14 protein-coding genes and 2 tRNA genes are annotated in these 18,241 nt (G+C 34.5%); 5 read left to right on the top strand and 11 right to left on the bottom strand.

Features of this window, described 5'->3' with window-relative positions:
* Positions 1 to 15: 15 nt before the first annotated feature.
* Complete coding sequence (locus F5ESL0261_RS04330) at positions 16 to 615, bottom strand: thymidine kinase (protein ID WP_122052303.1); 600 nt, start codon at positions 613 to 615, stop codon at positions 16 to 18.
* 143 nt (positions 616 to 758) lie between these two features.
* Between F5ESL0261_RS04330 and F5ESL0261_RS04325 the strand changes: the two genes are divergently transcribed.
* Positions 759 to 2,111 (top strand): Mur ligase family protein, encoded by a 1,353-nt coding sequence (locus F5ESL0261_RS04325; RefSeq protein WP_122052302.1) that lies wholly within the window; start codon positions 759 to 761, stop codon positions 2,109 to 2,111.
* A 64-nt stretch (positions 2,112 to 2,175) separates the two neighbouring features.
* On the opposite strand, the gene F5ESL0261_RS04320 is transcribed toward F5ESL0261_RS04325, so the two are convergent.
* On the bottom strand, positions 2,176 to 3,777 hold the full coding sequence (locus F5ESL0261_RS04320) for an ABC transporter ATP-binding protein (protein WP_122052301.1): 1,602 nt from the start codon (positions 3,775 to 3,777) through the stop codon (positions 2,176 to 2,178).
* Between the two features lie 281 nt (positions 3,778 to 4,058).
* Between F5ESL0261_RS04320 and F5ESL0261_RS04315 the strand changes: the two genes are divergently transcribed.
* A complete protein-coding gene (locus tag F5ESL0261_RS04315; protein WP_122052300.1) occupies positions 4,059 to 5,024 on the top strand; it encodes a LysR family transcriptional regulator in 966 nt (321 codons plus the stop codon).
* A gap of 2 nt (positions 5,025 to 5,026) precedes the next feature.
* Here the strand turns inward: F5ESL0261_RS04315 and F5ESL0261_RS04310 are convergent, their stop codons facing one another.
* The 4 genes from F5ESL0261_RS04310 to F5ESL0261_RS04295 all read right to left on the bottom strand — a co-directional run bounded on the left by F5ESL0261_RS04310 (position 5,027) and on the right by F5ESL0261_RS04295 (position 8,803).
* Positions 5,027 to 6,841, bottom strand: a complete 1,815-nt coding sequence (locus tag F5ESL0261_RS04310; RefSeq protein ID WP_122052299.1) for an FAD-binding protein — start codon at positions 6,839 to 6,841, stop codon at positions 5,027 to 5,029.
* Positions 6,842 to 7,087: 246 nt separating this feature from the next.
* Positions 7,088 to 8,299, bottom strand: a complete 1,212-nt coding sequence (locus F5ESL0261_RS04305; protein WP_122052298.1) for a BspA family leucine-rich repeat surface protein — start codon at positions 8,297 to 8,299, stop codon at positions 7,088 to 7,090.
* On the bottom strand, positions 8,296 to 8,595 hold the full coding sequence (locus F5ESL0261_RS04300; protein WP_147446231.1) for a hypothetical protein: 300 nt from the start codon (positions 8,593 to 8,595) through the stop codon (positions 8,296 to 8,298). Before F5ESL0261_RS04300 ends, F5ESL0261_RS04305 begins: the two co-directional genes overlap by 4 nt.
* The gene (locus tag F5ESL0261_RS04295; protein ID WP_122052296.1) at positions 8,555 to 8,803 is read right to left on the bottom strand and encodes a hypothetical protein; all 249 of its coding nucleotides are present in this window, start codon (positions 8,801 to 8,803) and stop codon (positions 8,555 to 8,557) included. Before F5ESL0261_RS04295 ends, F5ESL0261_RS04300 begins: the two co-directional genes overlap by 41 nt.
* 325 nt (positions 8,804 to 9,128) lie before the next feature.
* Here F5ESL0261_RS04295 and F5ESL0261_RS04290 point away from each other — a divergent pair, with 325 nt between their 5' ends.
* Positions 9,129 to 10,202, top strand: a complete 1,074-nt coding sequence (locus F5ESL0261_RS04290; RefSeq protein ID WP_122052295.1) for a hypothetical protein — start codon at positions 9,129 to 9,131, stop codon at positions 10,200 to 10,202.
* A 992-nt stretch (positions 10,203 to 11,194) separates the two neighbouring features.
* Here F5ESL0261_RS04290 and F5ESL0261_RS04285 read toward each other — a convergent pair.
* The 5 genes from F5ESL0261_RS04285 to F5ESL0261_RS04265 all read right to left on the bottom strand — a co-directional run bounded on the left by F5ESL0261_RS04285 (position 11,195) and on the right by F5ESL0261_RS04265 (position 15,759).
* Positions 11,195 to 11,266 (bottom strand) — tRNA-Gln (locus tag F5ESL0261_RS04285).
* 8 nt (positions 11,267 to 11,274) lie between these two features.
* Positions 11,275 to 11,346: transfer RNA gene (locus F5ESL0261_RS04280), tRNA-Glu, on the bottom strand.
* Positions 11,347 to 11,504: 158 nt separating this feature from the next.
* Positions 11,505 to 12,356: a PRD domain-containing protein gene (locus F5ESL0261_RS04275; RefSeq protein WP_122052294.1), complete on the bottom strand. Its 852-nt coding sequence runs from the start codon at positions 12,354 to 12,356 to the stop codon at positions 11,505 to 11,507.
* Positions 12,357 to 12,385: 29 nt separating this feature from the next.
* Positions 12,386 to 13,792, bottom strand: coding sequence for a glycoside hydrolase family 1 protein (locus tag F5ESL0261_RS04270; RefSeq protein ID WP_122052293.1), 1,407 nt, complete (start codon positions 13,790 to 13,792; stop codon positions 12,386 to 12,388).
* Positions 13,793 to 13,830: 38 nt separating this feature from the next.
* The gene (locus tag F5ESL0261_RS04265; RefSeq protein WP_122052292.1) at positions 13,831 to 15,759 is read right to left on the bottom strand and encodes a beta-glucoside-specific PTS transporter subunit IIABC; all 1,929 of its coding nucleotides are present in this window, start codon (positions 15,757 to 15,759) and stop codon (positions 13,831 to 13,833) included.
* 299 nt (positions 15,760 to 16,058) lie between these two features.
* Between F5ESL0261_RS04265 and F5ESL0261_RS04260 the strand changes: the two genes are divergently transcribed.
* Together F5ESL0261_RS04260 and F5ESL0261_RS04255 are read left to right on the top strand one after the other, a co-directional pair.
* Positions 16,059 to 17,069: a serine hydrolase gene (locus tag F5ESL0261_RS04260; protein WP_122052291.1), complete on the top strand. Its 1,011-nt coding sequence runs from the start codon at positions 16,059 to 16,061 to the stop codon at positions 17,067 to 17,069.
* Between the two features lie 153 nt (positions 17,070 to 17,222).
* Positions 17,223 to 18,191: an SLAP domain-containing protein gene (locus tag F5ESL0261_RS04255; RefSeq protein ID WP_122052290.1), complete on the top strand. Its 969-nt coding sequence runs from the start codon at positions 17,223 to 17,225 to the stop codon at positions 18,189 to 18,191.
* Positions 18,192 to 18,241 lie beyond the last annotated feature (50 nt).

The raw sequence follows: 18,241 nt of genomic DNA, 5'->3' as shown, positions 1-18,241 counted from the left end.
TGTTCTAATCCCTTCCTATCTTTCTTGCTCCGGGTGAAAATAATGAAACCGACAAACCGGGTAATAACTTTCATCCCCGCCAATTTGAACCTGTTCGCCTTCATAAACCGGTTTACCATTGTGTATCCGCTGATTCATTGTAGCCTTTCTACCGCAGTAGTGGCAAATCGTTTTGATCTCTTTTATTTTATCAGCAAAAATTAATAAATTCTTGGTTCCTTCAAATAAATTATTTTGGAAGTCGTTTTTTAAGCCAAATGTCATTACCGGAATACCTAAATCGTCCACTATTTGTGCGCATTCCACCACATGATGACGCTCCAAAAACTGAGCTTCATCAACAAACACGCAGGCAATCGCGCCATCTCCACGTGCTTTTTCCTGCTCATTCAACTTTTTTATATAAGCAAAAATATCAAAATCATGGTCAATTGGAACTGCATTTCTGTGAAGTCCAATTCTTGAGGCCACAGTTCCAACTCCACTACGGTTATCAATACCGCTTGTTAACAAAGCGATTTTACGACCTTGAGCTTCATAGTTATGAGCATCCTTTAGTATCTCCAAAGTTTTGCCACTGCTCATCGTGCCATACTCAAAAAATAATTGTGCCATTTTTGCTCCTTTGATTCATTTAAATTCACCTAACTAATCTAGTATAATGTAAAAATAAAATATGTGTAGTTAAATGGTTAAAAACTCGTTTTCAGTTTGTGGCTATGCTATAGTTGATAATGATTTTAAAGTGAGGGAAGAAAATGAGTTTTAAGTCTGTAATAGCAAAAAGCGCGGGTAAATCAAGTTACTGGTTTTTACATAATGTGTTAAAAGGCGGTACCAGTTTTCCTGGCAAGTTGGCAATGGACCTGGATCCTGAAATTTTAAAAACACTGGCTGAAGGATATGAAACTGTTATTGTTACCGGTACAAACGGCAAAACCATGACTACAGCTTTAATCGTGGCTGCACTAAGAGAAAAATACGGCGATGTTTTAACCAATCCATCGGGTTCCAACATGCAACAAGGAATTGTGACGGCCTTTTTAGCACACAAAAAGAAAAAATCTTCAAGACCAATTGCAGTGTTAGAAGTTGACGAAGCAAATGTCAAAATGGTGACGGAACTGCTTCATCCCAGCGTTTTTGTTTTAACCAATATTTTTCGCGACCAAATGGATCGCTACGGTGAAATCTACACTACCTACGATAAAATTGTTGAAGGAATCAAACTGGCACCCGAGGCTACTATTATTACCAATGGTGATGCCAGTATCTTTTCTTCAGTCGACTTGCCTAATCCTAAAATTTTTTACGGTTTTAAATTACCTAGAGATGAGCCGCAAAATGACAGCAAGGCTCCTGTCAACACGGATGGCATCTTATGCCCTAAGTGCGATCATATCTTGCATTATCATGAACGAATTTATGCCAACTTGGGAGATTTTTTCTGTCCTAACTGCAACTATCACAGACCCGAATTAACATATTCTGTTAACAAAATTATTGAGCAGTCACCTAATAAACTCAAATTTCAAATGGGCAAAAAGGAATACGCAATCAACATTGGCGGCACTTACAATATTTATAATGCTCTAGCTGCCTATTCTGTGGCACGTTATTTTGACCTGAGTGAAGAAGAAATTGCTCAGGCTTTTGGAAAAAACAAGCGGATTTTTGGCAGACAAGAATTAATTAAATATGAAGGAAAAGAGATTGACCTGATCTTAGTTAAAAATCCGGTTGGTCTAGATGAGGTGCTGCACATGCTTAACACTGAAAAAGATGATTATTCATTAGTAGCCTTGCTTAATGCGAACCACGCTGACGGCATCGACACTTCTTGGATATGGGACGGTCAATTCGAAGACTTAAATCACGATCAAATTAAAAAAATTTTGGTTGGTGGCGAGCGTTGGCACGACATGGGCTTTCGACTGGAAGTTGCCGGTTTTGACCCGGGTAAAATGGTTACCTGCACCGACAATGAAGAAGTAATTGCCAATCTTGCTAATTTACCAACGAAAAAGGTTTACATTTTGTCTACCTATACTGCTATGCTCTCTTTACGCAAAGCTATGGCTGAGAAAAAGATGATTAAGGCTGGGATGTAAAAAGTAGCAATAATATAAATTGAAAACCCGCAAAGTGTGTAATGAAACATTTTGCGGGTTATTTTTATTTTGTATTTTGTGCTAAGTCAAAGATCTTGACGTTGTTTTCTTGCGCTATTTTTTCGTTAAAATTGTGAGCCACTTCAATAACAATTGAAGGCAGCTGGTAAATTAAGCGGTGTACTTCATCAGCATTTTGATGATCCAGGCTAGAGGTAATTTCATCTAGTAAAAAGATCTTCTTATGACGCAGCAGTCCTCTGGCAACAGCCAGTCTCTGCGCTTGCCCACCTGAAAGATTGCTGCCTTGCTCCTTAATTTCAAAATCCAGCGCTTTGCTGCCTAGCTCTTTGTATAAACCTACCTTTTTCAAAGAAGCAACTAATTCTTCGTCTGTGAAATTTTGCAAAAGAGAAAGATTTTCCCGAATCGTTCCTGCAAATAACCAAATATTCTGTGAAATAAACACAAAATCTGAATATTTCAATTTGTGCCCGCCAAATTTCACATCACCTATTTCAATTGGAATGTATCCTGCTGTGGCACTTAGCAAAGTTGATTTGCCAACTCCCGAAGGTCCTGTAATAATCATTTTGTCGTTTTCATTTAGGCTTAAAGACAGGTTTTTAAAAATTTCCCGGTCACCACGTTTAACCGACAGGTTTTCAACAACCAGTTTATTGTCAGCGACTGGCTGTGAAATTTCTTGATTCGTTTTTGTTTCAGTCCAAGAAATCTTTCTAATTCCTTCTGTACTTTGAATTTGAGTTTCAAAATTAGTTAGCTGCCGAAAGCCACCAACCACGTGATCCGCAGTAAGAGTCAAGGTAAGAATCGTACTTACTGTGACCCCTAAGATGCTGTTTTTGGCCATCCAAAGCCCTATGAAAATCGGAGTTAAAGTTATTAATATGGCAAATAGCCAAGAAATAAACTGCAGAACATATTGGAAAGCATTCAATTGGTAATATCTTTGTTCCTCATCGTGCAAAAAATGATCAAATTTCTGCATAAATAGTTTTTTAACGCCAAAATTCATAATTTCAAAACGCCCTGCAAATAAGTCACGCGTAATCGCTAAAAAATTGGAATTAGAATGGCTCCACATGTCTGTCTTAATTTTCATCTTTTCTTTACCCATATAACTGGGAAGAAGTGACATGAAAGAAAGAGCCAAATAAATTAGACCTAAAACTGGATTAGTCATTAATACTACAACTGTAGAAGATATGACCGTCATGAGACTTTGAAAAAGCAATAAAAGCGGTTCAAAATACTTTTCTTCTATCTGTTTGGAAATACTAGTCATGTTGTTCAAAACTTCAGATGAATCCAAATTAAGATTGTTAAATGAACTGGCAAAATTTGCCCTAAAATAAATGCCTTTTATCTTTTCATTTAAAATCTGAATTGCTTTTTGCATTAACAGGCTAAATAAGAAAAGAGAAACATAAACGGTTAAATATGATAAAACTGCGGCTATGCCAAATACGATCAAACTGTTTCCATCTTTGACGTTAAGTCTGGGAATATAACCTAATATATAACCATTTAATACTCCTTCAAAAGAACTGGTAATACCAAAGATAAATAAACAAAGTATCATCCATGGATTAAGATTTTTCAAAACCCACTTTAATGTGACATTTACCTCTTTTTTGTTCATGCTTTTACCTCATCTTAGTTTAAGTTATTTAGTTTGTAATTATAGCAAGATTAAAAACAAATGACTATCAGATGTGAGTAAGAGGCCGATTTTTTCAGCTAAGTGGCTTAAATATGGTATGCAATGAACTCATTAAAAAGGACAATGGTCCTCTAGTTAAATTAAATCTTGCTAAAAAAGGTAGCTATTATGTATGATAAACATGATTAAATATCAAATGTTGTAATAATTTTGTTTGATGTCTCATAAAAGACAAAAATAGTTATTTTTTGGAGACAGATATGATGGATGAAAATTTATTTAAATTTTTAAAAGCAATTAATAACTGTAATTCAATTTCAGAAGCAGCTAAGTTTTTATTTGTAAGTCAGCCATATTTGAGCCGGTTTTTAAAAGAAAAAGAAAAACAATTAGGCATAGAATTAGTTGATCGTAAGCAAAAGCCAATTGTTTTGACTCCAGCAGGGAAATTAGTGGTTAAACGACTTTCACAAGAAAATGTAATTCACCAAAAGTTACAACACGAACTTAGAATTTTAAAACATAGCTATTTTCAAAGTCTTAATATTGGGTTAAACCGCGACTTGGGCACTAATATATCCTCCGATTTAATAAAATCTATTAAAAAGATTCATCCTAATTTAAGAATTTCTATCACATCTATTGAAACCGAGGTAGCAGAGAAAAAACTACTAAGTGAAGAAATTGATCTTTATTTAGGAAAAGAAATTTTTAATAGTGATTTATATTCAAAAATGATTGATAAGATCGGAGTGAGTCTTATTGTTCCAAGCTCTTCGATATTATTTGAAAAAAACTGTCGCGTTGTAAAATGGAACGAAACAAAATTTCTTAAAAGTCTTAAGAAAGAAAAGTTAATTTGTCAAAACTCAGAAAGGCTTTATAGTACAGCAGTTAATAATTATTTTTATAACAATAATATTGATATTAACTACGATATTAGTGCTCCTGACTCAACAACAATGATTCAGCTATGTCTAATGGGATTTGGGATTTGCATCGCTCCTAACTTTTTTAAAGTTGATGTATTGCAGGAAAACAAAGTAGAATATAATGTAGTACCGATTCCAACTAAAGATATATCATTTAATTTATGCATTAGTGTTAACAAAAGTAAATATAATTTATTAAAGAAAGATATTGAAAGCATTAAAGATGCAACACTTAAGAAAATAATCAATAACAAAAAATACTTGAAAAACTCAACAAATTTTTCAAGTATTTAAACTTATTTATTTCTTTTATCTAATGCATTTTTGACAGCATCTTTAATAGCATTACTTGTTACAGTTGCCCCAGAAACTACATCTACATTATAACTGTTCGCATTAACGATTCTGTCAGGCATTTTTTCAATTGCACGTGATCCGATACCCTCAGTTTCATGATTATATGGAAATTCTACTTTGGCAATTTTATTATTTGTAAAAGTTACTAATGCATATAAGGTGCCACCCATGCCTATATTGCTTTCACCTAAAAGTTGATTAGATCCTACTCGTATATTTTGATACGTATTATTATTTAATATATCGTTATTACCTAAATTATCATTTACTACAGAGGCACTAGTGTTAACGTCGTTGTCTGAAACAAGTGCCCTTTCTTTAACTACATTTTCTCCTGCTATTTTACCGAAAATTAGGCATTCAGCAAGGTTGGTTGCACCATTATATAGTCGACCAGTTAGTCCTCCAAATTCACCCGCTTCATATAAATGAGGTATAACTTGATTATCCCAATTAATTATCTGGGCTCTAGAATTTTTTTCTGCTCCACCTTGTGTATTTAAAATTGTATTTGCCAGCGGAACTGCATAATATGGCCCATTGTCAAAGGAACGCATAGTTTCAGGATTTCGATTAAATTGAATATCTCTCCCATTTTCAGCAAATTTATTAAAGTCCAAAATAGTTTGCTTTAAGGTTCTAGGATCAGCATCTATTTTTTTTGCAAGTTCTTCAATGCTATCTGCTTTGATCATAACGTTAAAAAATTCAGGTTCAGGTATATCTTCATTTTTAAAGTTATCAAATTTAGTTTGATCAAAAACTAAGTGAGGGTGTAATTGTGGGGTTGGAATTGTATAAGTATCATGATCTTTTAGGTGACCATGTTTGTTTTCTTCGTCTTCACGAAGGAATCTTCCACCGTCATCGGCCGTAATTATAATTGAACCTCTTGAAACTGATGGCCATTTCATAATCAAGTGGCCAGAACTTTTATCTGGCAAATCAACAGAAAAGCCGGAAAAGCCAAGAGCTTCATAATCGGACATATGCCATAATTTTGCTCCAATTTCTGAAACCATTTTAACACCATCTCCTTTATTATATAGGCTCCCTAAAGGCTTTAATTTTGGTGCTCCCAAAAATGTTTCAATCATATGTTTATTATTTTCGAAACCACCTAATGTCAAAACGACTCCTTTTTTTGCCTTAATTAAAACATGTTTACCCTTTCTATTTATTTCAGCACCGTAAATTGTTTGATCGTTCGGTCTTTGAATTAAATGCGTTGCAGGAGAATTTAACCAAACATCTATTTTATCAGCTCTCTCAAGAACCTTTTGACGTAATTTCTTCCATAATGCACTGTCAAAGGACCCATTATGAATTAGCAGAGCGTCCATTGCTTCATAACCAGGTTTTCCAGGATATTCTGGTACAAGACGTGGCATTGAAGGATCATTTTTCATGATTTCTAATGAGCTAATTGGCGTTGAATCAAGAAACTTTTTGAAATAATCTGGAAATTGATATTGGGCATTTGTTAAAGCCTCAAGAACGCCTTTATCCATATCATAACCATCATACAAACTTTGATAATAAGCCAAAGCTTTTTCAGGATTGTGATTGGATGATACACCCTGACCTGCATACCTAGTATTACCACCTTCATGGTAAAGTGGAGCTACATCAGTCAGCAAAACTTTAGCTCCGTTATCTGCTGCAAAACGAGCAGCTGTGGCCCCGGCGCCTCCAAAGCCTATAACTATTACGTCATAAATTCTGTCCCATTTTGGATTATTTAAAACTGTCATAATTGAAATCTTCCTTTCTTTTATACACTCATTATGTATGGAAAAAAGATTTCAGTAAAAGACCTCTTAATGTCAAAAATATAACCATATTGTTATATGTTAATTCATAGATTGATCTACCATTAAAAAGTTATAGCTATTGAAAAAAATAAATTCAACAATTAAGCAAAAATATTTTTAGAAGTTAAGTATTATAAGATTCCTAATAGGAACAATTTAATATTTATATTTATGTAAAAGTTCTTTTTAAAAATTTGCTTTCTTAACAAATCTATTGTTATCTACAATGTAATATTTTTTATTCCTAATTTTGACGGGCTCACCATATGTTTTTGCTTTTGAACCTTTTTTCAAAAGTCTCTTATTCTTGTGATCACCATATTGATTATAAATGTATGCATTATGTTTTATTTTACGGACTACAGAATCAACATTACCGGCAGCAATGTAATATTTTATGTTGCTATTGCCCTTATCATTTAGAACGTAAAAATTGCGTCCGTTGATAGTCGTTTTACCATAGGTCTTTAGTTTCGAACCAATTTTTAAAATAATTTGGTTTGCACGATTACCTGTATTGTCATAAAGATAAGCATTGTGCATCAACACTACAGTCTTTTCACTGCTTGAACCGTTATTATTGTTTTCGTCTTTGTCCTTATTTTCATCATTATTTTCCACTGGATTTGTCGGCTCAACCGAAACGGGATTAGGAGCAGGATAATTATTGTCGGTATCATCTTGTGGTGTTACTAGTTTTTTCCAAGTATAAGCACCCGGCTTAAGAGATCCACCTTGACTTTTTTGAATTAATTCAGCAGTAGTTAATTGAGGCTCGTTATTATTATTGGCTAATCGCCATTTGTTGATAAAGTTCTCTTTATTCGGTGTTTTTTCAGGATTTGGTTGCCCCAAAGCCACATCGGTACTTAATTTTGTTTTTGAACCTAAAACTAAAGTAGTTATACCTGGTGCGTATTGGTATACTACCTTGCCGTTCACAATAGCCCCCACTGGTAGAGTCAAATCATTTGCCAGCATATTTTTCATATTGGGACTTTGGGTAGTATCAAACGAACTCAAATCCAAGTAGTTGAGGCTGATCAAATAACTAAGCATATCTGCCATGTCAGTCAATTTTTCAGTATTGAAATGACTTAAATCAAGTTCAGTTAAATTATAATCACCATGAAACATATTTTTCATTGAAGTTACAGAACTGATATTAAGATCTTTGATTCCATCAATTTTAGTAAGATTTGCACAGCCATTAAACATAAAAGTCATATCTTTGACATTTTTTGCATTGGAAGCAAAATTACCACCAATATTTAATGATCCGTCATCACCATCTATGAACATATCCCTAAACATGTAACTCATATCAGTAACTGCAGAAGTGTCCCAGCTTGATAAATCAAGAGACTTAATTTTACTGGCATAAAACATCCCTTTCATGCTTGTACTTCTGAAGTATCAATGTTACTTAGACCATTAATCTCCGTGAGATTTATTAAACGCTCATCCTTTACAAATCGAAACCAATAGCCAAAGTCGCCTACTAGTTTTAAACGCTGGTCAAATTGGATTTTCTTTACGTTTTTTAATATATCTGGGTTCGCAAATGCGCCCGCGCCATTGTCTGTACCCTTAATTGTACCGGCACCCACTTTTAATGTGTTATTTGAAGGATCATAACTCCATTCAGGACCGTCAGTACCCCATTTGCCAGGACTTGACAGCAGTTGATTCATCTTGAGTTTGTACAGAATTTTTTTGTTTCTGAGAATCATCATCTACTCTTTTATCCAGTTCTTGATAACCAATTTTAGTAGATCCAAATGTGCTTTTATTGCCCGCTGACTGCATTTTATTTGCAAGAGTTTGGTTTGCCCTTCCCGCTAAATCATTAGCTTTGACGACGTTGTTACCAACATTAAAAAATCTAAATATTACTATCACTATGTCTTTTTTATAAAATATATTCTAAATTCATATTCATATTTTTATCCTTCTATTTAAGCTTGCATTAATCTAAATTTAGGTTTAATAATTACTATAACAAGGAAGTTTTTTATATTTATATTTTATTATTAACTCGTCCTAAAAGTTTGCATTAGTAAGTATTTAGGCAATTATTATAACAATATTATATCTTGAATTAAAAAATATATTTGATAAAAAATACATCCTTCAAAATAATATATTGTGCTATTATTGTATTATGAATAGATATTTATATAAGTCTTCCAAAAATATATATTAAATGCATACAAAGGAGAACCAAATGAGTGATCTAACAAATGATATTATTTTTTATGATGAAGATGGTTCGAATCGTACCGAGTATAGCAATATATTAATTGAGTATATACTTAATCAGTCTGATGAAAATGACAACGTTTTGCCTGAAGAGATTGACAAGATAATTAATACCTTAAATACTCCTTCAGGATTATGGGAAATATATCAAACAATTATAGAAAGAAGGAAAAAAAATCCAGAAAGTTTTCAAACTTGGGATGAGTTCGATGAAAAGGACAGCATAAATAAAGAAATACTTAACGGATATATTAACAATAACCTATTTACTACTTATGAAGTTAACAACACACAAAGTAGTAATTCACAGACCAGTAGCACGCAAAGTAATAATTCACAACCACTTAATCCACCACTTCATACAGTAAGCTCTTTTTCAATTGGAACAAATTCAAAAAACTTAAAGAATCTTTTTAAAATCAGGAATTCTTATAATGACTTCTATTACAAGTTAAAATTTGTCAATCAATTGGCTAAAGAACATGACCTAAACTATGAAGGAGCTAACCAGCAAAAAAAGATAAATAATAGATTCAAAAAACGGACACAAATAGAAATTGATGAAGTGACAAATCATGTAGCAAATAGTATTTATCCTGTTCTTATTACTATTTTAGGAATATTCACAGCAATAACTTTTTCTATCTTTGGTGGAATAGTCACAATAAACTCTATTTCGTCCAATTTGAAAATTTCTTCCAAAAACCCACAAAATTTAGGTAACTTGTTAATCGGTGCAGCCGTATTAGGCTTGCTTTTGTTTGGAAATATAACTGTATTATTCGCTGGTATAAGTAAAGTCACTAAAAGAGACTTTAAACTACCCCTATTACTCAATATCATAGTACTAGCTACATTGACAGTTATGTTTTTAATAGGTTATATATTTATTTTCACTGTCAATGGTAAATGGCAGTGGAATAAGAATATTGTTCCATTGCCAAGCGGAATTTCTTGTATTGGAGTTGTATTATTAGTTTACATAGGTATATTTATTTTTTACAAAATTTATAGACATAAAATTTTTAAACAAAAATAGATAACAAAAAACTCAGTTTCTTAAAAATATTATTAATGATGCAATTTCATAAAAATATACTTATATAGAAATTCATTCATTGGTGAAAATATGTGTATAAATATTTTTGTTTTTTTCTTATTAAATAACAGCCCTGGTATGCTAGTATTTGCTAGGATTAATTTTTTTAGCCTAGTTAAAATGGTCACCTAATATTAGATTAAAACCTGAAAAAGCTTGAACATTTTTGTCTAGATAAAAAGCTGTAGTACATAGAATGGTACTGCAGCTTATTTTATTAACTTAAATGAAGGGTTAAGATTCATACTTTTTTGAATTTTAGCAAAATTCGCTATAAACTCATCGATTGCTATGTGCTTTAGATCGTAATAGCGTGATTGTTTGTAACCAACATCCTTCATTACTACACGATTAGGTTTATCAAGTATATACACTCCCGTTAAGATTTTTCTTGATTTATCTGAACAAGCATTAATTGCTTTAAAAGCACATGTGGTGATGTTCTTAGCGTATTCAATTCTATTGTTAGTTTTAACGCCTTTAAATATATCTTTTAGCCCTTTGATTAAATCAGCTTTATGTTGCCCTGATCGAACAGCAAAGACGCCTAAATCACGTTTAAGAAAAGTTCTTACATCTTCTTTATATTCCTCCTTTTGGTTAAAACTTTATTTTTTAACCACAGTTTGTAGTCCCATCCAAAATATGAAGTCTTTTTTACTAGTACTACTGTTTAATTTAACATTTCTTAAACAACTTTCAATTTACTTAGTATCCCTTTAAATCACTTAAAAATTAACGTTTTCCATTAACCAACTAAACCAATTTAGCTAAATATTTAAGATTAGCCCACTTGCACGTCTGCTTAAAAATATGAAGTCTAATATGAAGTTTTTTAGCCCACTTTGAGCTAGTTTCAGAAAATTTGAAAAAACAAAAATGCCTTTATACCAGTGTTTAAACCACCTGATATAAAGGCAAAAATGTAATTATTGGGATATCCGGGCTCGAACCGAAACATGCAGGAACCAGAAACCTGTGCCTTACCATTTGGCTATATCCCAGTGTTAAATCACCCGCACGAGAATTGAACTCGTAACTCCACCTTGAGAGGGTGGCGTCTTAACCATTTGACCAGCGGGCAAAATCAACAGTAATTATTATGCTTGAAGAGACGGTTATTGTCAAGTACTTTCAGTTCAAAAACTAAATTTAACTAATAAGGTTTTTTAGCCCAAAGAAAAACTTTCGGAAAGCTTTTCAATCCGGAAGTTTTTTATTATTGCCCATATTTTTGACCAACTACACTTTTTTGCAATTTTCTTCAACTACTTTGTGCAAATGAACAATTAAGTATATTTTCTCCTGTTTAGTAATCCTCAAGTTAATTTTTTTCCTAATAAACTCATCGAAAGCATTAATAATTTCAACTTCCTTGGGCATTTTTGCAGCCAGGTCTTGATATAGTCCCTCTTGATCTTCATCTGAAAACAGTTTGTTTTCATAAACTCTTTCACAAAAATAATTTAGATGAGTCAAAAAACGCGAGTAAGTGAAAGTATTTTGGTCGATTTTTCCCCCGATAATCCTTTGAGCTATTTTTTCGAGACTACTTACCAAATCAGCTATTTCCCTGTTTTTCTGTTGGTCACCAACGTCAACTTCCGCATCCACAAAATGTAAACCAATGCCTGTTGCTTCGCTATTTGGTAACGAAACATGCATTTTTTTATTAATCAAATTAACTGCAAATAATCCTATCTGATATTCATTTCTATGGTGAAGTAAGACGTCAGGATAGTTGAAATTTTCACCTATATTTCCCTCTTTAACTCGCTTTACCACAAAAGAAATATGATCAGCTAACGATAAATAAAGGTAATCTTTAACCTTGATTTGATATTTATCAGCGGCAAAATCTATTATTTCCCTAACAATATTTAGATAAGTTTCATCTATTGTACTGGCTAGCTGAATAAAGTTTTTTAGCATTTTATTATCGGTTAAGACAAAAATCTTTTGAATTTCAGCTTTTTTAACAGGATAACCAATTGCTTTATGGTAGCCTATGCCCTTGCCCATTAGGATACACTCTGCACCTGATTCATCTAATGCCAAAATAAGCGAATTATTCAAAACTTTTAGCACTTTCATCAGCTCACCGCCTAATTGCATACAATTGCTTAGTTGACCAATCCGTTATTTGCAATAACTTTTTGGTACCAGTAAAAACTGTCCTTGGGAATCCGACGTAGATCTTTTAGATCATTGTCAGTTCTATTGACGTAAATAAAGCCATAACGCTTTTTAAATCCCTGATGTGAACTTAACAGATCCATAACTGACCAAGGACAATAACCGATTAGTTTTACCCCATCCTGAATTGCATCATAACAAGCCCGGATATGATCTGCAAGATATTTTATGCGGTATTGATCATGAATCTTGCCATCCTTTGCCATAATGTCTGGAGTACCTAAACCATTTTCAGTAATAATCATTGGTAAACGAAACTGACGATAATATTCATTCAGTACAATTCTTAAGCCCATTGGATCGATTTGAGCACCATATTCCGTTGCGGACAAGTTAGTATTTTTTTCGATCTTAAAATAGCCATACAGATCAAAATCCACATCATTTTTCCTTGTACCAAATGGGTGCTTAGCATCGCTCGGCAAGTAACTGGCAACGAGCGTACGGTAATAATTGACTGCTATGAAGTCAGGCCGAGCATCCCGTAATACTTGCTCATCTTGATCCTGCATTGATGGCAAAATGCCAATTTTTTTAAGGTAATTGCTATAGTACCCAGGATATTGACCATGACAATACATTTCTAGGGCATAATTAGTTTTAAAATTGTCATTCATTTTAGCAGCCCAAACATCAAGTGGCTTAGTAGATGCCGGATAAGTCATGGTGGATGATATTGCTGGTCCTATTTTACCGTTTGGCACCATCTTATGACAATCTTGCATAACGTAGGCACTTGCTACAAACATATTGTAATCCATTTGAGCTCTGACACGTTCTTTATTCTTGGCTTTAACATGATACATATTTAAGCGCTCATCTACACGAACCATCAGGTTTTGCTCATTGATTACCTGCCAGTTCTTGACTCTGTCACCAAATTCTTTAAAACATATTTGGGCGTATCTTCTAAAAGCAGAAATGCAAGACCTGTTTTCCCAGCCGTTATATTTTTCTACCAAGGCCAGAGGCAAATCAAAATGATATAGAGTAACAAACGGCTCAATCCCATTTTTGATTAGGCTGTCAATCACTTTATTGTAAAAGTCTATCCCCTTTTGGTTAACCTGACCATCACCATCAGGAATAATTCTCGCCCAGGCAATGGAGAAACGGTATACTTTAAGACCTAATTCTTTCATTAAAGAAATATCTTCTTGATAATGATGGTAAAAATCACTGGCTACTTTTGTGTCAGCTTGCTCGGGACCAGCATGAAGAAAAGAATTATAATCTGCAACTGATTCTCCCTTACCATCTTCGTTCCATCCGCCTTCAATTTGAAAGGCTGATGAGGACGCACCCCATAAAAAGTCTGAGTCAAATTTTTCCATATTTACTCCTCTATTTAATCATTTTTTAGACTTAGATATTATGAATTTGATAACAGGTATAACAACTGATCGTTATTAGTGACGTTATCCTTGTTTGTCGAACCAATGGCTGCATAGTTTTTCGAATTAGTCACTACAACGGTCGTGGTTAAGTCATAACCTGCCTGCTCAATCTTTTGCATGTCAAATGAAACTAGCAGTTGCCCCTTCTTGACATGATCTCCATCCTGAACATGCTTTTCAAAATACTGTCCATTTAGTTTTACTGTGTCTATGCCAATATGGATCATCATTTCAATTCCATTGTCTAATATTAAACCAACTGCATGTAAAGTAGGATATATCATGCTGACTGTGGCATCTGCAGGAGCTAAAATTTTTCCTGAAGCAGGTTGAACTGCAATACCTTTACCCAAAACTCCGGATGCAAAAACTTCATCTGAAACCTGAGCTAGAGGTATCGTTTTACCTTCAACAGGAGAATTTACAGATAAGTCGCAGTCATCTGCAACTAAATCTTCATCAATGGTTTTAGCAGGATTTTCTTTCTGATTATCCTCAATCTGGTCAGTTTTTGAACTATTTTTTTCTGCTGGAGCTGCATCACTAGGTAAATCATTAAAACCTAATATAACTGTTAAAGTGCAAGCTCCACCAAAGGCAATTAAACAACCCAAAATGTAACAAATGAAAGCCTTAGTTCCGGCAGAAGCATATACGGGAATGGTCAAGACACCTTGATTTGCAAAAGCATTTCCGTAAGAACCTCCCCAGCCCATCAAAGCACCGCCTAATGCACCACTAATTACTGCATAAACCATAGGCTTTTTCAGACGCAAGTTAGCACCATAAATAGCCGGCTCGGTAATACCAAACAATGCAGTCACTGTAGCTGAAGCTGCAACAGTTTTCAGATTTTTATTTTTAGTTTTGAGAAAAACTCCCAAAGCAGCACCAGCTTGTGAAAAGTTTGCTGCACCGGCAAAAGCGAGCAGGTTTTGTCGTCCTGTTTTAGCAACATCGTTTATACCAATTGGAATGATTGCTCTGTGAGCACCAAAAATAACAAGTACACACCAAATACCACCAACAAAGGCGCCCAATAAAATCGGACTCAAATTCATGATATAGTGATATGCCCAGTTAACAGCGTTACCAATATAAATACCAATTGGGCCGAAAATCATTAAGGTTGCCGGTACCATTATAAGTAAAGACAAAGTTGGTACCATAATTATTTTGAGCACATCCGGCATTATTTTTTTAACAAATTTTTCAACGTAGGCCAGTACAAAAACTGCTATGATGATGGGAACAACCGAGGAAACATAATTTGCCTTGGTAATTCCGATCCCAAACAGCGTTACTGCTTTGTTTCCCGTCATCAACTCTACCAAAGTGGGATAACATAGCGTTGCTCCCAGAGTCATAGCTATGTATTCATTTGTTTTAAAAACTTTAGCAGCCGATCTAGCCAAAATCACTGGCATAAAATAAAATAAAGCGTCTGAAGCGGCATTCAAAATAATATAAGTATTAAATGTCTTTATATCAACGTGATAGACATTTAAGCCAATTAATGCTGCAACAGCCAGGATACCCTTTAACATTCCCGAAGCAGCAATGGCCGGAATAGTTGGCGTAAAAATAGCAGTTACAACATTTAAAATCTTTGTACCAATACCAACTTTTTTGTCTTGCTCATCATTTTCGGTCTCAGTAGTTCCGAGCAGAGGCATGATTTCATCATAGATTGCTTCAACTTTATTACCTAAAACAACTTGAAATTGACCGCTGGCCTCTACGACCTGAATCACTCCCTCTATACTGGAAGCTTTATCCGTACTAGCTTTACTTTCGTCTTTTAAAACAAATCTCAATCTGGTAAAACAATGAGTTAAACCAGAGACATTTTCTTTTCCACCTACACCATCTAAGATTTGTAGCGCGATTTTATGATTATCCATAATTTTCCTTCTTTTATTTCAATAAAAAAGACCAAACATACGTAAATAAAACCGTTAATCTCGGTTCTTAATTACATACATTTGATCTTGCCTGCATTACCAGTAACACGTCAAATAAAAGTTCTTTTATTTTACAAACTTAAATCTAACATTAGAATTCCATTTATGCAAGCGATTACATCAAATTTACCATTAAATCTGTTTTTTAACATTTAAAATTTCATTCACACTTATTTGCAAAAATAAATCAATGAATTGTATATAATAGAGTAAGAAACTTTGAACAAAGGATAGTTTATATGATTGACTACTCAAACACCCAAAATTTAATTGAATCAATGGTTACGGAACGCATTGTACCGGGCGTTAACTATGCTTTTATAAAAAATGAACAAGTTTTCACTTCAACCGTCGGCTTTGCAAGTACCTATCCGACAGTTACGCAACTTAGCCCGTTTGCTATTTATGATTTAGCCAGTCTGACCAAAGTAATTATTACTGAAAATATTTTTCTCAAATTATATCAAGACGGACAGCTCAATTTTACTGAACCACTGCACGACTTTATTCCTGAATTTAAAGATGAACGTGTCCGCCTTTTTCATCTGCTTACTCATACCAGCGGAATACGTGGCTGGATTGAAAAGCGCGATCAGTTATCTCGCGACGAATTAATCAATGCCATCATTCATTTACCCGTCACAGACGAGTTTGAACATCAAATGCGCTATGCCGATACGAATTTTATCTTGTTGGGGTTGGTTGTTAAAAAAATATTTGGGCAACCAGTTCAAGAAGTTGGTCAAAAATTAATAATTGAGCCTTCTGGTTTGGAAAATACGACATTCAATCCCCCTAAGGAATTATGTGTCCCAACTGCTGTTTACCAAGGAAAAGTTTTGCAAGGAGAACCGCACGATCCTAAAGCACGCCAGCTTGGTAGTGATTGCGGTTCAGCAGGACTCTTCTCCACAATGAATGACTTGGTTAAATTAAGTAAAGGTTACTTGGGCTTGGATAAACACATTCTACCCTTCAGTCAAGAACTTGTCGCAATGTTATTCGATAATAAAAATCCGGCGGGTATCAAGCCACGCTCATGGGGCTGGGACTTGCGCTTTGATCCTCAGTTGCACTATCCGCTGATTCTGCATACCGGCTTCACTGGTGTTCTGATGCTTCTTGACCGTGTGAAAAAGTCGGGCTTAATTCTTTTGACCAATCGAATCCACCCTACTGGCCATAATCAAGTCTTTCTAACTATGAGAGAAAGAATTATTCAGAGCTTTTTAAAAGAAAACGATCAGTAAAAAAATAGTTTAATCGCATTACAGCTGAAGTTGACACTCCTTTTCAAAATTAGCTTGTAGTATACTGGTAGAAGAAGACAGCATTTTACTCCCAGTTCGTTGATATCGGTTCTGCCAGTAAAGCAATAGTTTTTTGTTATAAGGAGTGAAAAAATGAAGAAGAATAAACGCATAATCTTTGCAACGATTGCCGCTTTAAGTCTGGCTGCGCCAATGACTGCAGTCTTTAATCTAGACAATGTTCAAACTGTTTCAGCCAATCACCAAGGAACCAAAGTTTGGCTACAATATGGTACTTTAAAGTACGCTTTAAGAGGACCATCAGGTCGAGTTTACCCTGCTGGTACTAAGGTTGTACGTGAAGTTAGCGACGATGCTAAACCACCTATTTCAATGCACGGTAGATCATTCTATTTAACATTATTAATTGGCGGATTACCTGGTATGGAAACCTTACAAGACTTCGGTGGTGGCAAAATTGCCGAGACTTATGTTAACTATGAAGACTGGAATGAGATTGATTATCCTGCTGACGAGGTAGTTCTAGTACAAAATACCGAAGATCCAACTGATCTTGCGTCCAGAGATTTTCACCCCGTAGATAGCAATAACCCTGATGTGCCAGTAGCAAATACGGATGCACTTGATGCAGCTTTTGCTGAATACACAAGTCACCTCTATCATTGGAAACATATGTCAACTGCTGATAATAAGTGGGGAGATACCATTAATCAGCGCTATAGTGCAGCCAAAGCAATGGGCGTTCCACAATCAACCGTTGATGCCTTAACTAAAGAGATTAATGATGCAGTTGCAAACTATAAGAAGACTGGTCACCTCGTAAGTGGTAATTCAAACTCTGGTAACTCTAGCAGTTCATCTAATAGCAATAGTGACTCTACTACGGTCACTCCAGCAAAGCACAAGTTCAAGTCACGTTTTGTAAAGTTGCGTAAAGCGTCATATCAGTACACACACAAAGGCAAACGTGTTTCGAAGAAGAAACTCAAGAAAGGCGCGATTGTCAAAATCAACGGCAAGACCTACCGTATTAAGAAGAAGACTTTCTACCGAATTGGTAAAAACCGTTACATCCGTAAAGTGAATGTTGCCAAGAATTAAATTAGCTAAAAGCAAAACCTCGAAACTGGATAAGTTTCGGGGTTTTTATT

Source organism: Lactobacillus sp. ESL0261 (assembly GCF_003693025.1).
Classification (GTDB): domain Bacteria; phylum Bacillota; class Bacilli; order Lactobacillales; family Lactobacillaceae; genus Lactobacillus; species Lactobacillus kullabergensis.
Note: the sequence above shows the minus strand (reverse complement) of the source record. Positions and strands in the feature narration are given on the sequence as shown.

Bases quoted from the DNA above. Each gene is read 5' to 3' on its own strand.
- F5ESL0261_RS04330 (WP_122052303.1), bottom strand. From the start codon at position 615: ATGGCACAATTATTTTTTGAGTATGGCACGATGAGCAGTGGCAAAACT.
- F5ESL0261_RS04325 (WP_122052302.1), top strand. From the start codon at position 759: ATGAGTTTTAAGTCTGTAATAGCAAAAAGCGCGGGTAAATCAAGTTAC.
- F5ESL0261_RS04320 (WP_122052301.1), bottom strand. From the start codon at position 3,777: ATGAACAAAAAAGAGGTAAATGTCACATTAAAGTGGGTTTTGAAAAAT.
- F5ESL0261_RS04315 (WP_122052300.1), top strand. From the start codon at position 4,059: ATGATGGATGAAAATTTATTTAAATTTTTAAAAGCAATTAATAACTGT.
- F5ESL0261_RS04310 (WP_122052299.1), bottom strand. From the start codon at position 6,841: ATGACAGTTTTAAATAATCCAAAATGGGACAGAATTTATGACGTAATA.
- F5ESL0261_RS04305 (WP_122052298.1), bottom strand. From the start codon at position 8,299: ATGAAAGGGATGTTTTATGCCAGTAAAATTAAGTCTCTTGATTTATCA.
- F5ESL0261_RS04300 (WP_147446231.1), bottom strand. From the start codon at position 8,595: ATGAATCAACTGCTGTCAAGTCCTGGCAAATGGGGTACTGACGGTCCT.
- F5ESL0261_RS04290 (WP_122052295.1), top strand. From the start codon at position 9,129: ATGAGTGATCTAACAAATGATATTATTTTTTATGATGAAGATGGTTCG.
- F5ESL0261_RS04275 (WP_122052294.1), bottom strand. From the start codon at position 12,356: ATGAAAGTGCTAAAAGTTTTGAATAATTCGCTTATTTTGGCATTAGAT.
- F5ESL0261_RS04270 (WP_122052293.1), bottom strand. From the start codon at position 13,792: ATGGAAAAATTTGACTCAGACTTTTTATGGGGTGCGTCCTCATCAGCC.
- F5ESL0261_RS04265 (WP_122052292.1), bottom strand. From the start codon at position 15,759: ATGGATAATCATAAAATCGCGCTACAAATCTTAGATGGTGTAGGTGGA.
- F5ESL0261_RS04260 (WP_122052291.1), top strand. From the start codon at position 16,059: ATGATTGACTACTCAAACACCCAAAATTTAATTGAATCAATGGTTACG.
- F5ESL0261_RS04255 (WP_122052290.1), top strand. From the start codon at position 17,223: ATGAAGAAGAATAAACGCATAATCTTTGCAACGATTGCCGCTTTAAGT.